General features: G+C 49.9%; 13 protein-coding genes and 1 pseudogene. 5 read left to right on the forward strand and 9 right to left on the reverse strand.

Annotation, left to right across the window (positions count from 1 at the left end):
* Positions 1–68 precede the first annotated feature (68 nt).
* From lysS to NSU14_RS14925, 4 genes are all read right to left on the reverse strand, one after another.
* On the reverse strand, positions 69–1,622 hold the full coding sequence (gene lysS, locus NSU14_RS14910; protein ID WP_340945895.1) for a lysine--tRNA ligase: 1,554 nt from the start codon (positions 1,620–1,622) through the stop codon (positions 69–71).
* Positions 1,623–2,475: 853 nt separating this feature from the next.
* Positions 2,476–3,591, reverse strand: a complete 1,116-nt coding sequence (locus NSU14_RS14915) for a 5-methyltetrahydropteroyltriglutamate--homocysteine S-methyltransferase (protein WP_340945897.1) — start codon at positions 3,589–3,591, stop codon at positions 2,476–2,478.
* A gap of 15 nt (positions 3,592–3,606) precedes the next feature.
* Positions 3,607–4,539 (reverse strand): LysR family transcriptional regulator, encoded by a 933-nt coding sequence (locus NSU14_RS14920; RefSeq protein ID WP_039291538.1) that lies wholly within the window; start codon positions 4,537–4,539, stop codon positions 3,607–3,609.
* 118 nt (positions 4,540–4,657) lie between these two features.
* Complete coding sequence (locus NSU14_RS14925; RefSeq protein ID WP_340945899.1) at positions 4,658–5,779, reverse strand: phosphodiester glycosidase family protein; 1,122 nt, start codon at positions 5,777–5,779, stop codon at positions 4,658–4,660.
* A 214-nt stretch (positions 5,780–5,993) separates the two neighbouring features.
* Here NSU14_RS14925 and NSU14_RS35990 point away from each other — a divergent pair, with 214 nt between their 5' ends.
* From NSU14_RS35990 to NSU14_RS14940, 4 genes and pseudogenes are all read left to right on the forward strand, one after another.
* Positions 5,994–6,413, forward strand: a complete 420-nt coding sequence (locus NSU14_RS35990; protein ID WP_445670024.1) for a hypothetical protein — start codon at positions 5,994–5,996, stop codon at positions 6,411–6,413.
* A gap of 33 nt (positions 6,414–6,446) precedes the next feature.
* Positions 6,447–6,755, forward strand: a pseudogene (locus NSU14_RS35995) (DNA/RNA nuclease SfsA); the annotation flags it as partial.
* Between the two features lie 27 nt (positions 6,756–6,782).
* Complete coding sequence (locus NSU14_RS14935; RefSeq protein ID WP_336100192.1) at positions 6,783–7,733, forward strand: helix-turn-helix transcriptional regulator; 951 nt, start codon at positions 6,783–6,785, stop codon at positions 7,731–7,733.
* Positions 7,734–7,864: 131 nt separating this feature from the next.
* A complete protein-coding gene (locus tag NSU14_RS14940) occupies positions 7,865–8,233 on the forward strand; it encodes a VOC family protein (protein WP_042137108.1) in 369 nt (122 codons plus the stop codon).
* 141 nt (positions 8,234–8,374) lie between these two features.
* Here the strand turns inward: NSU14_RS14940 and NSU14_RS14945 are convergent, their stop codons facing one another.
* Both NSU14_RS14945 and NSU14_RS14950 read right to left on the reverse strand, forming a co-directional pair.
* The gene (locus NSU14_RS14945) at positions 8,375–8,944 is read right to left on the reverse strand and encodes a dihydrofolate reductase family protein (protein ID WP_340945901.1); all 570 of its coding nucleotides are present in this window, start codon (positions 8,942–8,944) and stop codon (positions 8,375–8,377) included.
* A gap of 73 nt (positions 8,945–9,017) precedes the next feature.
* Positions 9,018–9,467 carry a MerR family transcriptional regulator gene (locus NSU14_RS14950; RefSeq protein ID WP_340945903.1) on the reverse strand — a complete coding sequence of 150 codons (450 nt, stop codon included), beginning with the start codon at positions 9,465–9,467 and terminating at the stop codon, positions 9,018–9,020.
* 168 nt (positions 9,468–9,635) lie between these two features.
* On the opposite strand from NSU14_RS14950, the gene NSU14_RS14955 reads away from it, so the two are divergent.
* Entirely contained in the window at positions 9,636–10,487 is an 852-nt protein-coding gene (locus tag NSU14_RS14955; RefSeq protein ID WP_340945905.1) for an aldo/keto reductase, read from the forward strand.
* A 118-nt stretch (positions 10,488–10,605) separates the two neighbouring features.
* On the opposite strand, the gene NSU14_RS14960 is transcribed toward NSU14_RS14955, so the two are convergent.
* The 3 genes from NSU14_RS14960 to NSU14_RS14970 all read right to left on the reverse strand — a co-directional run bounded on the left by NSU14_RS14960 (position 10,606) and on the right by NSU14_RS14970 (position 14,828).
* The gene (locus NSU14_RS14960; protein ID WP_340945906.1) at positions 10,606–12,075 is read right to left on the reverse strand and encodes a TPM domain-containing protein; all 1,470 of its coding nucleotides are present in this window, start codon (positions 12,073–12,075) and stop codon (positions 10,606–10,608) included.
* A 203-nt stretch (positions 12,076–12,278) separates the two neighbouring features.
* Positions 12,279–13,868 (reverse strand): TPM domain-containing protein, encoded by a 1,590-nt coding sequence (locus NSU14_RS14965; RefSeq protein WP_340945908.1) that lies wholly within the window; start codon positions 13,866–13,868, stop codon positions 12,279–12,281.
* Positions 13,869–13,994: 126 nt separating this feature from the next.
* Complete coding sequence (locus NSU14_RS14970) at positions 13,995–14,828, reverse strand: aldo/keto reductase (protein ID WP_340948945.1); 834 nt, start codon at positions 14,826–14,828, stop codon at positions 13,995–13,997.
* Positions 14,829–14,849 lie beyond the last annotated feature (21 nt).

Genomic DNA, 14,849 nt, shown 5'->3' on the forward strand with positions numbered 1-14,849 from the left:
TGATTAAAAACAGTCCTGTACATTATACCTCTGTTCGATATATCCCGTAAAGGGCCGTCCGGCTCCATTCATAAATCCAGTAAAGACAGCATCCGCTCCGTCCCCGCAGCCTGAATAAGCATCGGCAGACGCGGGCCTTCATCCGCACTCAGAACTAGCTGATAAATAATGGTGAACAGCCTTTTTTGCTGAGTCCGCATTGTTTTTTTGTCCTCATGATGACAGATGGCGTAGATTTGGGTCATTCTCTGCGTTTCATCCAGCTCACAGTTTCTTAGCAGACTGCAAAGGGTGCGCAGCCATTTCAGCTCTGCCGCGTCCAGTGAATGATAATAGGCTAAGTCCGGCGAAGAATTGACCGTAATCAGCTTGTGCGGCATCCAGTTTCTGATCCAGTGCTCCGCCCGGTCCGCCGTCAGCAGCAGCTGATGCTCATCTGCCTTCTCCCCATTCTTGGTGAGAATATCCCGGAGCAGTTCCCGGTCGAAGTTGATTAATGGCAGCAGACTGGACACCTGATTGAAGCTCGGGGACGTTCCGGTAGAGCCGCTAAGCAACGATAACTCCAGCGCATCCGCAAGATCACCCGTTAATGTTCCGGCATGAACTGCAGCAGCATATCGCTCGAACTCCGCATAATTGCGCAGCACATCCTCATCCAATCCAATATGAAAAGCCGCATTCGGCTGGTATTTGGCGAACAGGAACAGGATATTCTCCGGGGCATATATGTTCAGCAGATCATCGGGTGTGTAATTATGCCCGGAAGAGCTGGACATTTTGGAGTAACTGCCTTTAATGCTGATAAATTCATAGGGCTCATACATAGGCGGCGGGTTGCCGAAGATCCGCTCCGAGATTACTGCGGCCACATTATAGCTTCCGGTTTCAGACGAGTGATCACGTCCTCCAGGCTCAAACACCACCTGCTCCATGTTCCAGCGCATCGGCCAGTCGATTTTCCAGTGCAGCTTCAGGTTGTCAGCCTCAGGAACACATATGGTATCGGCATGACCGCACTTACAGCTGTACACCACGGTCTCTGCGCTGTCGTCGAAGCTGTGAATCGTTGTCGCATCTTTTCCACACCGTCCGCAGTATACATTCACCGGATAAAAAGCTGCCCGGTCTTCCGCAGAGCTCTCGCCAGTTTTGAACGACATCAGAATATCGTAGATCTCTTCCCGGTGGCGCAGGGCATGCAGGATTGCCGGATTATAGCGGTGTGACTGGTATTCCCGGCTCTGATAGATGAATTTAGGCTCGATCTCAAATGCCTGCAGCGCCTGCTCAAACTCCGCCTCGAAATGTGCCGCGTACGAAGTATGGCAGCCATGCGGACAGGGAACCTGCGAATATGGCAGCCCTATATATTGTCCGAATGCAGGGTCCACAAGCTTCGGCACCTTCCGGAACCGGTCAAAGTCATCCCACGAGAAAATGAACCGTACCTCCTTCCCCGCCCGCCGCAGCGCTTTGGCTACAAACGAAGTGGTCACAATCTCGCGGAAATTTCCGATATGGACCGATCTGGACGGACTGATCCCCGATGCACATACAAAAGTCTGCCGCTCCGGATGGTTTTCTATTAACTGGCCTGCAATTTTTTCTGCCCAATGCATTGGCAAATCACCTCTACTGTTAGTATGGAGTTCATGTGGAGCCTGTTTGACTTGGCACGACGCCCGGCCGCCCGGGAACGCAAAAAAGCTCCCGCCCTCAAGATTGTTATCTTGAGGACGAGAGCTTGAATAAGCTTCGTGGTACCACCTCTGTTCGCGGACATGTTGCCAGGCCCGCCTCTTCGGGTACGGCCATTACGCTTATACCCTATCTCTGTAACGGGAGATCCCGGCATAGTATCCTTGGGCGCCGTGCCCAATTCCGTATGCAGCTCAGAGACTTTTTTCAGATCAGACGCTTCGCTGCCCCCTTTCACCACTCTGGAGCTCTCTGTGAACGCTGCCGCCTGCCTACTCTTCTCTTCATCGCTTGTGTGTATGTAAGTAATTATTTGCAAGTGTACTGCGGGAGCTGGGTTCTGTCAATAACAAAGCATTAACCGGGAACAGTCCCCCCCTTGGGGAGATGCCGGTGTGGAAGCTGTTTGGGTACCGCCTCGCACGATAAGCAAGTGGAAAAACGTATCTTAATTTCCCCATTTCTGAAGTATTAGTGAAAGCAAGTGGATAAATGACATCTAATACTATTGGTTTTTGCTGCTCTGGGTGAAAGATGATCATTTAAGTGTTGTTTTTCCAACTGCTACCTTGACAGGGACCATTTGTTCATCAACAAGTGGATTAAATCCAACTAATTCCGGGTCCTCATCCCGGCGCGTGGTGCTTGGCCCAAGGTGGTGGTCACCCCCCCATCCCATCAGGTCCTGGCGAAGCATATATCTTATATATCCCCTCAAAAAAGAGAGCAGGTCACCCCTTCGTACAACCCCGCTCTCTATGCAGCATATACCTTCTACACCCAAACCTCATCCGCCGTCTCAATCACCAGCCGCAGCTTGTCCCACTGTTCTTCTTCCGTCAGGATATTCCCTTCCTCGGAGGAGGCGAAGCCGCATTGGGTGCTGAGACAAAGCTGATTAATATCCACGTATTGTGATGCTTCGGCGATCCGGGCTTTGAGCTGCTCTTTGTTCTCCAGGCCGCCATGCTTGGTGGTGACCAGCCCCAGCACAACAAATTGGTTACGAATAAAGCGCAGCGGTTCGAAATCACCGGAACGTTCATTGTCATACTCCAGGAAGAACGCGTCCACTTCGGCGCCAGCGAACAGCTCTTCGGCAACTGGCCCGTACCCCCCGGCAGCAAACCAGGTCGAGCGGAGATTACCTCTGCACACATGCAGCGCAATCGTCATATCCGCAGGGCGCGCAGCGATGCTCTCATTAATCAGCCGGACATAGTCCTTCGCCAGCTGGTCGGGATCGACGCCTCTGCTGCGCAGATGCGCCCGGTGTTTGCCGCTGCAAAGTGTGCCCCACGTGGTATCATCCAGCTGCAGATACCGGCAGCCGGCATCATAGAAGGCCTGTATCGCATCCCGGTACACCCGGACGATATCTCCATACAGCGTTGCGGAATCCGAGTAGACCTCGTTTCCGTTATAATCCTGCACGAAATGAAACAGCGCCGGTGAGGGAATCGTCATTTTGGCAAGCGTGTCTCCGGCCATCTGCTGCAAACTGCTGAAGTCTGCCACCATAGGATGGTCGCCGAATGCGATTTTCCCGGTAATCTTGAAGCTCTCGGCCCGGTTCACCGGTTCCTTGGAGCTGCCGGCCGGCCCGAGTGTGATCTTCTGCGTCCCCTGTACCCCGAAGAAGAAATCAAGATGCCACCAGGAGCGGCGGAACTCGCCATCGGTTACGGCATGCAGCCCCAGGGATTTCTGCTGCTGGAGCAGCTTGGCAATCTCTATGTTCTCCACCTCACGCAGTTCCCCGGCGGTCATGGTACCTTGGGCATGCAGGCTGCGCGCTGCTTTGAGCGCCTCTGGCCGCAGGAAGCTTCCGACAATGTCATAGCGAAAGGGCGGTGCATTTCTTGTCGATCCGATAACTGGACTACTCATACGTCCCTCCTGCTGTTAAAGTAGGAATGATTCAAGCTCGAAATAATTATCCGACACCAGATCATTCAGAATGTTAATATACCCCGACATAATCTCGCTCGGTTTACGGTCCTTGTGGGCAATCCAGCCGACAGAGAACACCTCTTTGCTGTCAAAAGGAATAGTGACCAGTCCCGCGTCATTCAGCTCAGAGGCCATAATCCCTGTGCCTACCGTATACGAGTCACTTCCGAGCAGCAGATGAGTCAGTGTGGCGCGGTCGGTAACTTTAATATTCTTCTCAATTTGTGTGAAGCTAAGCATTTCCTCCGAGAAGTGCAGTGAATTGTTATCCCCCTGCTCAAAAGTAATATAAGGAAACGCAAGAATATCATCAATAGTGATTCTTTCTTTGCCGGCCAGCACATGTCCTGCCCGCACATATACATGCGGATTCGTATTGAATAGCGGTGTAAACTTCAGGTTACCGTCGCTGAACAGCTTGTTCATTACCTTATAGTTACTCTCATTGATATACAGAATACCAATATCGCTGCGCAGGGTACGAACATCCTCAATAATCTCATAGGTCTGTGTCTCCCGCAGGCTGAAATTGTATTCCGCTATCTTACTCTCCTTCATCAGCTTCACAAATGCGTCCGTAACAAAAGCATAGTGCTGCGTTGATACCGAAAAGTAGATCGGACTGCGTTTCTTGCCGGTATAACGGTTCTCCATAAACTCCGTTTGTTCAATAATCTGCCGGGCATAGCCCAGAAACTCCATGCCTTCCGCCGAGATGCTGATCCCCCGGTTGTTGCGTTCGAAGATTGTAATGCCAAGCTCGCTCTCCAGCTCCTTGATAGCATTCGAGAGGCTGGGCTGTGACACAAATAGCCTTTTGGCCGCTTCGTTCATAGAGCCGCTGTTCGCAATCTCAATTGCGTAGCGGAGCTGCTGCAATGTCAAACCTGTTCCCCCTCTGATCAAGGAATTCACCTATGCTACAAATAAGAATTTAATAGTTATCCTATCACACCTTGCCGCGCCCAATCTACTAGGGAATATGCAGCGTGAAAAGCTGAAGTTATTGGGTCCGCTTCTTGCCTGCATCGATTTTGGACGGATCCAGTCCTTCCCAGATGTTCTTGATATCCGCCTGCTCGGGATTCTCAAACACCAGGAATGCCGTAGGCAGATAACGCTCCCCGTATTGTGAAGAAGGCTTGTTAAGAATCTCGTTGTCCTTCACCAGTACAGTGGATGATCCCCCGTCCAGATTGGCTGCGATCACAGCACCCTGCTTCAGCATAATCTGCTGCACATCATACAGGTTCGCCCCGATGCTGTAGCCCGGCTGCCGCCCGTCAATGACCACGAAGATCAGTGCACCGTCCGCCCGCTGGCCCATAGCCGTTCTTGGGGCGATCCCCCAGCCTTCAGCGGCATTCTTGATCTGGCCTTTGCCATTCACGATAATCCGCGGCTGAAAAGTCACCGCCTCTTGCACACCCATCTTGCTCAGCTCATCTAACGTGTAATTTCCGGCAATCATTTTGCCTTCTTTATCGAGACCCACAATCTGCGTAGACTTCTTGCCGCCAAGTCCGTTATAGTACAGCTTCCCTTGCGAGACGACCAGCCCGATCGGCTTGAAGCCATTGCCCTTCCAGTTCGGGTCGGCGAAGCCTCCGCCGTTCACCCCGGCGATTGCGCCAGTCCGCGCCACCATACTGGATACCTTTTCCCCTGAACCGATCTTATTAGGTACACCGAGGCGAACCTTCTTCGGATCGTTAACAATCATCACATAACCTGCGTACCCGCTGCCATTCACCTTTTCAATCTCGACCAGAGGTTTATCCTCCGGGACCACGGGCTCCGGCTCAATCACATGGGTATCCACCTCATCGCCCATCTCCTGGAACCGTTCTGTATATTCGCTGACGCGGTTCTTGAGCTCATCTTCACCAATAATATATTTGGCCATATACCGGTGTTGTGTCGTAATCAGCGTATCAGCGATAAGATAGCGGGTGTTCTGGGCAGACGGTGCAAGGTAGAGCCAGCCTCCGGCTACAATCAGCAGGATGAGGCAGAACATAAATACTCTGAAGACTGTACGGAAAAAGCCCCTTTTCTTGCGCTTGCGGGCTGGTTTTTTCTTCTTGCGGACAGTGGAACGTTGCGGTAATGATGAAGAATTCACTTCTAAATATCCTCCCTAAACAAACCTTTTGTTGTATACTTCTATAAACTCACATATCTCATAATAGACCAATATAGAAGTTTAAAAGTTTCAGTTTGGTCAATTCTCTGCCCATTATCTGTTATTTTCTAACTCATCCATGTGGCTGCTGACATTCCGTTGTCAGTAGCATTTTTGTATAATTGCTTAAAGAGATTACTGAGGAGAACTTACTATGCAAACTAATAACAATCCATTTATTTTTGAAACACCTCTCATTGAAGGTGTGATTTGCAGACGGCGTAACCGGTTCATTATGGAAGTCGAGGTTGACGGAGTCATTTATGATTGCCATTGTCCCACGACAGGCCGTATTGGTGACATCATTTTGCGTGATGTTCCTTGCCTGCTTTCACTAAGCAATAATTTATCAAGAAAGACCCTTTATACAGTGGAGGCCATATCAGTTGATTTACCATCCAATGCCACTAAATCATGGATAGGAATCAATCAGAATGCAGCAAATAGATATGTAGAGCATTTTATTAAAAACGGCCAGCTTTCTGGTATGGTGAATAATGGTGAAGCAATAAAAAGAGAACAAAAAGTCGGCAACTCCAAACTTGATTTTCTTGTGGGAAATACTTACATTTAGGTCAAAACACCCCTTACGCGATTACAGGTCGAGGTTAAGGAGCATATCGAAACTAAGGAAGGAAGCAGCTTCACTTCCTTTGAAAGATTCATAAAACATATTGGGGAACTGGCCCATAGTTTGAATGAAAATGACAAAGCAATCCTGTTGGTATGTTTCATCTATGATAGTTCTAAATATATGGGCTCATCGGGCGGGAAGTATAGCAGCTATATCCGGAATTCCGTGCAATCATCAATAAACCAAGGGGTTGAAGTGTGGCAGGTTAATTTCAAAATAACCCCTACTGAAGTAAATCTCATACGTTATTTTGAAACCACGAAAGATATGATCAAGGGTTGAATTCTAAACAAGGGAGTGCAGCTTCCATTGAATAAAACAGAGCGTCTTTTATCGATTGTGATGGAACTACAGCGAAGCAAATTGCATACGGCTGATGAATTAGCAGCGGTCTTAGGGGTTAGTGTAAGAACGATCTATCGTGATATGCAGGCTCTGAGTGAAGCGGGAGTTCCCATCATCGGTGAGACAGGATTAGGATACTCCTTAATGGAAGGCTATTTTCTTCCACCCATCAGTTTTACCACAGAAGAGGCAGTATCACTTCTTATTGGAGCTGAATTCATAGAGAAACGTTTTGATCCGACTTATCGCAATAGTGCCCGTTCTTCCCGAAGAAAAATAGAAGCCATTCTTTCCCGGCCCATGCGTGAAGAGACAACCCGAATACAAGGGAGCATCCGGTTGCTTCAAAGGGATGAAAAGGTCAAAATGGCCCGGGAGAAAGTAAACTTGGGAATCATTCGTGAAGCCATGCTGGAGGGCAAGAAACTTCGTTTAACCTATCACAAGCGGGTGGCTGAAGCTGGTGGGAACCGGGTAAATGTGCGAACTGTATCGCCATACGGATTGGCACATGATGAGCAGAATGGCTGGCTGTTACTTGCTTTCTGCGACCTAAGGGAGGATATCCGCCATTTTCGGGTCTCCCGGATCAGTGACCTTACCGTGACTGAGGATACGTTTCAGACTCCCGATAACTTCAACCTTGAGTCCTACCGGCCGAAGGATACCCGCAGCATACGGGTCTGTGCCATTTTTAATCCAGACATCACAGATAGAGTTGAAGAAGCTAATAACTATTATATGGAGACTGCCGAATCTAAAGAGGACGGTTACCATGTCACTTTTCGTGTCCACGAGCCGGAAGAATTGCTGAGCTGGATGCTTGGATGGGGGGCAGATGTAGTAGTCACTGAACCTGAATCCTTCAAAAACCGGATAAGAGAAGAAATCGGAAAAATGAAAGAACGCTACTGACATGCTGTTGGCAGTAGGGGGCTTGTATAATCAAGACATACGAATAGTACATTGAAGATTTGCAAATGCTGATTTTGAGGCGGTGGCGAGTCAGATGATTATTCTAATAACATAAACAGGAGGACATTATTATGTCAGCAATTGGACCCGACTTCATTTCAATTCAGGTGAGCAATCTTGAAGGCTCTGCGGAATTCTATCAAAACTATCTCGGACTGGTACGCTCTCAAGCAGGACCACCTCATGCTGTAGTCTTTGATACCAAGCCTATAGCATTTGCTCTTCGTGACCTAATGCCTGGAACAGAACTCGGTGCAGGGACTCAACCTGGACTTGGTGTCGCTCTGTGGCTTCATGCCCCTGATACGCAAGACATCCACGACAAGCTTATTGCAGCAGGCGTAACAATTACATCCGCACCAATAGACGGACCCTTCGGGCGAACCTTTTCATTTGCCGACCCGGACGGTTATCAGGTTACTCTTCACAGTAAAGGCTAATACGCAAAAGTATTCAGCTTAATAACTAGTGATAGGCTCCCCATATGGTAGACAGGTGAGATCATACAACCTGTTACTGTCAGGGGAGCTTTTTCATGCCGGCGAATGGTCAAGCTAAGTGGAACACCTTGTACGGCAAGGCTATTTCTCCAACTCATAGCGGGCCGCGATAATGCCCGACTTGAGCGTTCGGCTGGACAGCAGCTTGAGCCTGATTTTCTCACCGTCATCCTGGAATGCTGATTTCCCACTGCCCAAAATGACCGGACAAATCGTCAGCAGGAATTCGTCTATCAGACCGAGCTCAAGCAACGTCTTCGCCGCCCCAGGGCTGCCGAAGATAACGAGATTGTTGCCAGGCTGCTCCTTGAGTACCCTGATTTCCTCGGCGATATTATCTTTGATCAGCATCGTATTGTTCCATTCCACAATGTCCATCGAGCCGGAAATAACGATCTTCTTAACATCCTGCAGCCATTTGGCATGCTCCATATCGTGCCTCGACGCATTCGGATCGTCCAGCACCGAGGGCCAGTAGCTCTCCATCATCCGATACGTCGTGCGTCCGTATACGGGAGAGCCGACCTCGGTTACGACCTCCTCAGCGTATTTCTCTAATTCCTCGTTGTACGGAATCCAATCTAGTCCTCCATTCGAATCCGACGCATACCCGTCCAGCGACACATGCATGAACAATACGAGTTTTCTCATGTTTGCTTCTCCTCCGATTTCGAATTTTCTTCAAAGATAATACTATTGTGCAAATCTGTTCGTTCGGAGCATCTCACGCCTTCCGGACAGCGGGCGAGTAAAATACGTCAGCATGCATATGCTGAATTTCGGCCCAGTTGCGGGGATTGGTCGTATCTGGTGCACCATGCTCCAGAATGTCCTGATATAGGGCAGTTTTTTGTTCCAGATGGGCTATATGCCGTTTAGCTTCTTCAAGCTTAATGAGCGCTGCTTCTTTATGCTTCATTATGAGTTCACTGCGTTGCGGAAGGGTCGAATCTCCTTCGAGACAGAGATCAATGTATATTTTGATAACTTCAATCGGCATGCCGGATTGCTTGAGACATCTGACGCCATGCAGCCAGTTGATCGATTCTTCATCGAACAGCCGGATATTATTCTGGTTTCGCTGTACGCTGGGCACCAGCCCTTTATCGGTGTAAAAGCGTACAGCATGCTCAGTGAGTCCAGTAATCTGGGCGGCTTCTTTGACCGTATGCATGTGTGATCCTCCTTGAAAAAAATGATAAGACCGCTTGACTTCGTGTTACACGAAGGCGATAGGCTTATTGTAATGCAACTCGGATGGAAGTGGAACCCCCGCTGCAGTATCCTTCTTCCGGATACACACCGTTTGCTGTTACACATCTGAATACTTGGAGGAATTATAATGCTAAACGTAACCTTAAACAATGGTGTGAAAATGCCGATCATCGGTTTTGGTGTCTACCAAATCCCGGATGCTGGAGAATGCGAGAACGCCGTATATGAAGCTCTGATGGCTGGATACCGCCTCATTGACACAGCGGCCGGTTACCTCAACGAGGAAGCGGTTGGACGCGCAATTAAGCGTAGCGGCTTGAAGCGTGAGGAGCTGTTCATCACGACCAAGCTTTGGGTTCAGGATGCCGGCTACGAGAGTGCCAAGCTGGCGTTCGCCAAATCCTTGAATAAGCTGCAGCTGGACTATCTCGATCTATACCTTATTCACCAGCCGTTCGGGGATTACTACGGCGCTTGGCGTGCGATGGAAGAATTGTACCGCGAAAACAAGATCAGGGCGATCGGTGTCAGCAACTTCCTGCCCGACCGTCTGATGGACCTCATTGTGCATAACGAAATCGTACCCGCTGTCAACCAGATCGAAACGCACCCGTTCTACCAGCAGGCTGAGAGCGCTGCTTTTATGAAAGATCAGGGCGTGCAGCACCAGTCGTGGGCGCCGTTCGCTGAAGGACTGGGCAACATGTTCGGCAACGAAGTACTGGCTTCAATTGCTGAGAAACACAACAAGTCCGTCGCCCAGGTCGTGCTGCGCTGGCTTGTTCAGCGTGGTATCGTTGTGATTCCAAAATCAGTGAGAAAAGAGCGGATCGCGGAAAACTTCAATATTTTCGATTTTGAGTTGAGCGCGGATGACATCGGACAAATTACCGCCCTCGATACGCGGGACAGCCTTTTCTTATCCTATCACGATCCGAAGTTCGTCAAGATGCTGGGCACCTTGAGAGTCGATCTGTAAACCTTGATCATACCGTAAGCTCATCACATCTTTATCTTTATCTATGAAAAAAGGGACAGGGCGGCCGCACGGCCACTGTCCTTTTTTCATTATTTTCTTAGTCTGCAACTCCAGCCAATCACCGGTGTCTGCCTACACCGCCTCCTCCGCTTGCACTGCCGCCTCCGCCGGAATTATTATCGTCATCGTCATCATAGGAAGAATAACGCCCCGCTCCACCACCATTGGTAGAACCGCCATCCCCCTCATTTTCATCCTCGTAAGAGGAATAGCGCCCTACTCCGCCTCCGCTTGATGAACCGCCGCCTCCCTCATTGCTACCCCAGAAGCTGCTCTGCGAACTGCTGTGATTCAAGGCTTCGTTCCGATGCCGCTCATGACGGCGGTGCCGCCTCTGTCTCATTGTAGAACCTGAGCCGAACCTGGTAACGAGGCGGTTCATATTCTGCTGGTTGAACGGATTAAGCCTTGATCCGAAACGGGCAATTAAACGGTTGCGGCCGGAAGCAGCAAGACTGAATAGAGCAATGATTATCAGATACACTCCCATAATCTTTAATCCTGTAGATGCGCTGACAGGTTTCGGTTTACCGTTAATGTTCGATTTTACAGGTGATTTGGTTGCTGCTGCAGCGGTTGATTTGGTGCCCGCCGCCGCAGCCTCCTGGCTGGCATCTGCTCTGGCCAGGAAGAAGCTGTAGAAGGCATTCGCCGTGGCGGTTGCCCCTCCGGCGTAATCTTTTGCGGCAAATCCGGGTTCAAGTACCGTGTCCAGTATTCCGCCAATGCGTTCATTGGTCAAGACTCCATCGATTGCCTTGCCCTGTAATACATGATAGTTATCTCCGCCGATATCGAGCACCAGCATCACATCTTTAGGCCCTGCGGCTACACCGGCGAACTTTGCGTACGTATAATCCTGCAGGCTTTTATCACCGGGATTCTTGATTGTCACTACATAGATCCCGCTTCCGGTCGTTGCCGCATAACGGTTGCTGGACTGGTTCAGATAATCCTTCGTAACTTGTTTGAAGACCCCGGCATTATCCGATACATAGTTTTTGGTGCCGACAGTCTCCGAATAGATTCCGCCAAGGCTCTTAATTAACGCACCATAGGTTTTGCGCGCTCCAACACTGTAATCCTTCTTGGCAAAATCCGGCTCCAGCGACTCCGATAGAATCCGGGATAACACATTGTCGTTGAGCGTATCCTCCAGGCCTTTGCCCGGAACCGCCCAGTAATCATCATCCTGGGTGGAGAGCAGCAGCAGGACTCCGTTATTCTTATCTGCCGAACCGACTCCCCATGCATTGAACAGCGAGGTCGCATACTCTTCCATCGGTGTTCCGTTCGTAGTATTCACCGTCACCAACACAACTTGAGCACCAGTCTGCTGATGCAGCTTCACGCCGTAATTGACCATATAATTCTCTGTCTTCTGATCGATTACGCCCGCGAAGTCATTCACATAAAAGGACTCCGAATGAGCGGGAACAGCTGCCTCCATCCGGCTTGGCGCCAGCGGCAGCAGAAGCAGGATCATCAGGATGACGGTAAACGCTGCTAGTATACTTTTACGATTCATTCGTACCCCTCCGCTAGTTATATCTCTTCTATACTATATCGGTTACGCACATTATGGTATATAGTTCCATTCCGGTTGTACTTATGTATGAAGCAAAAAAATGGCAGGCCAGCCCGCAAAAGGGGAGGCGCTGCCGTTGTATTTGTGCTGTCTCTAGTTCTCTAATCAGACTATTACAGATATAAAAAAGCGAAAAGAACAGATTACCGGTGTCTGCCTACACCACCGCCGCCACTTGCGTTGCCGCCTCCGCCGGAATTGCCGCCCCCAGAAGAACCAGAGGAGTGGCGGCCCACTCCGCTGCTGCTGGAAGATCCCGAGGAATGACGGCCTGAGCCGCCTCCGCTTGACGAGCCTCCGCCTCCATGATTCGTTTCTCTACTGGAGGAGGAAGAGCGGCCCGAGCCCCCGCCGTTTGTTGAACCTCCGCCTCCCGAATTACTGCCCCAGAAGCTGCTCCGTGATTCATTACGGGACGATGAGCTGCGGGGTTGAGGCCGCTGGTTATAGCTTCTTTGGTTATGGCTTCTTTGGGTATAGCTTCTTTGGGTATAGCTCCTACGCCTGATGCCATAATCCTGCTGCCCCGTCCAAACACCATAGCGCTGTATATTGCCGGGGTGATGCGGGTTAATTCCGATTCCGTACCGGGCAATATTCCGGTTGCGGCGCGAGGCGGATACGCTGAAGCCCAACACCAATATTAGAAAACAAAGAATAATAGCACTCCCGTCTAAATGGTCAACCGGATCTTTGTCTAGCGGATCATAGCTGGAGGCTGGATACGTGCGCACCTGCACTTTCGAAGGGTTGTCCGCTGCCGGCAACGTGTTTACCTCCGCAGACTCAGCGCTTTGAACTGCAGACTGTTGGCTATGATCCGCTCTAGCCAGGAAAAAGTTGTAGAAGGCATTCGCCGTAGCGGTTGCCCCGCCGGCGTAATCTTTTGCCGCAAATTTCGGTTCAAGCGCAGTATCCAGAATCCCGCCGATCATATCATTAGTCAACAGATTGTCGATATCCTTACCCTGAAGGACATGATAATTATCTCCGCCGATATCGAGCACCAGCATTACATCCCTAGGTCCAGCTGCTACGCCGGCGAACTTCGCATACGTATAATCCTGCAGGCTAGTATCACCGGAATTCTTGACAGTCACTACATAGATCCCGCTTCCGGTCGTTGCCGCATAGCGGTTACTGGACTGGTTGAGATAATCCTTCGTTACCTGCTTGAAGACTCCGGCATTGTCTGCGACATAGTTCTTGGAGCCGACCTGCTCCGAATAGATTCCGCCAAGCTCCTGAATTAATGATCCATAGGTTTTGCGCGCACCAGCGCTATAGTTCTTCGCCGCGAAATCCGGCTCCAGTGACTCCGAGAGAATCTGAGATAACACGTTGTCGTTCAGTGTATCCTCCAGACCTTTGCCCGGTACCGCCCAGTAATCATCATCCTGGGTGGAGAGCAGCAGCAGGACTCCGTTGTTCTTATCCGCCGAGCCGACTCCCCATGCATTGAACAGCGAAGTCGCGTAATCTTCCATCGATGTTCCGCCTGTAGAATCCACTGTTACCAGTACAACCTGTGCACCGGTCTGCTGATGCAGCTTCACGCCATAATTGACCATATAATTCTCTGTTTTCTGATCAATGACTTCCGCGAAGTCATTCACATAAAAGGACTCCGAATGTGCCGGAACAGCCGCCTCCGTGTGGCTTGGCGCCAGCGGCAGCAGTAGCAGGATCATCAGGATAGCGATAAGCGCAGTTTTTAAAGTTTTCCCATACATTAATACCCCTCCGGCTACTCATATCTCTACTATACTATATCGGTTAAGCACACAATGGGATATAGTTCCATTCCCTTTATACTTATGTCCGAATCTAGTAAATATTCAAAAGAGACTGCCCGGAGGTTACTCGTTGTTAAATCTGTCCGGATGCGATCCAAAACGCTGGTTGTTGTTCAGCGCATTAATGCGGCTGATTTCATCCTCTGACAGCTCGAAATCAAAGATATCGGCATTCGCGATAATCCGCTCTTCCTTGACCGACTTAGGAATAGTCACGATACCGTTCTGCAGATCCCAGCGCAGGATGACCTGAGGCAGCGTTTTGTTATGGCGTGCCGCAATGTCAGCAATCACTTCATTGTCCAGCAGATGGCCTTGGGCCAGCGGAGCCCAGGCTTCAATCTGGATACCTTGCGCCTTGCAATACTCACGGAGCTCTAGCTGGCTAAGCAGCGGATGAAGCTCGACCTGGTTAACCATTGGCTTCACGTTAGCTTCAGTTAAAAGATCTTCCAAATGATCAATCTGGAAGTTCGAGACACCGATCGCCCGGACTTTGCCATCCGCATACAGCTTCTCAAGTGCACGCCAGGTGTCTTTATATTTGGCTCGGATCGGCCAATGCACCAGATACAGATCTACATAGTCCAATCCCAGTTTGCTGAGACTCAGGTCAAATGCCGCCAGCGTAGAATCATACCCCTGATCGTTATTCCATACCTTGGTGGTGATGAACAGCTCTTCGCGGGCAACCCCGGATTCACGGATCGCCTGGCCGACTCCCTCTTCATTACCATACACAGTTGCTGTATCAATGCTTCTGTATCCGGCCTTAATTGCTGCTTTGACAGAATCCACAACCTCTTGACCTTCCTGGACCTTGAACACTCCCAGACCAAACCAAGGCATTTCTACACCGTTAGCTAACTTCGTTGCCGATTTTAGATTCATCATTATAAGAATACCACCCATCTATAT

The sequence above is a fragment of the Paenibacillus sp. FSL R10-2771 genome, from assembly GCF_038000205.1.
Lineage (GTDB): Bacteria > Bacillota > Bacilli > Paenibacillales > Paenibacillaceae > Paenibacillus_AQ > Paenibacillus_AQ phytohabitans.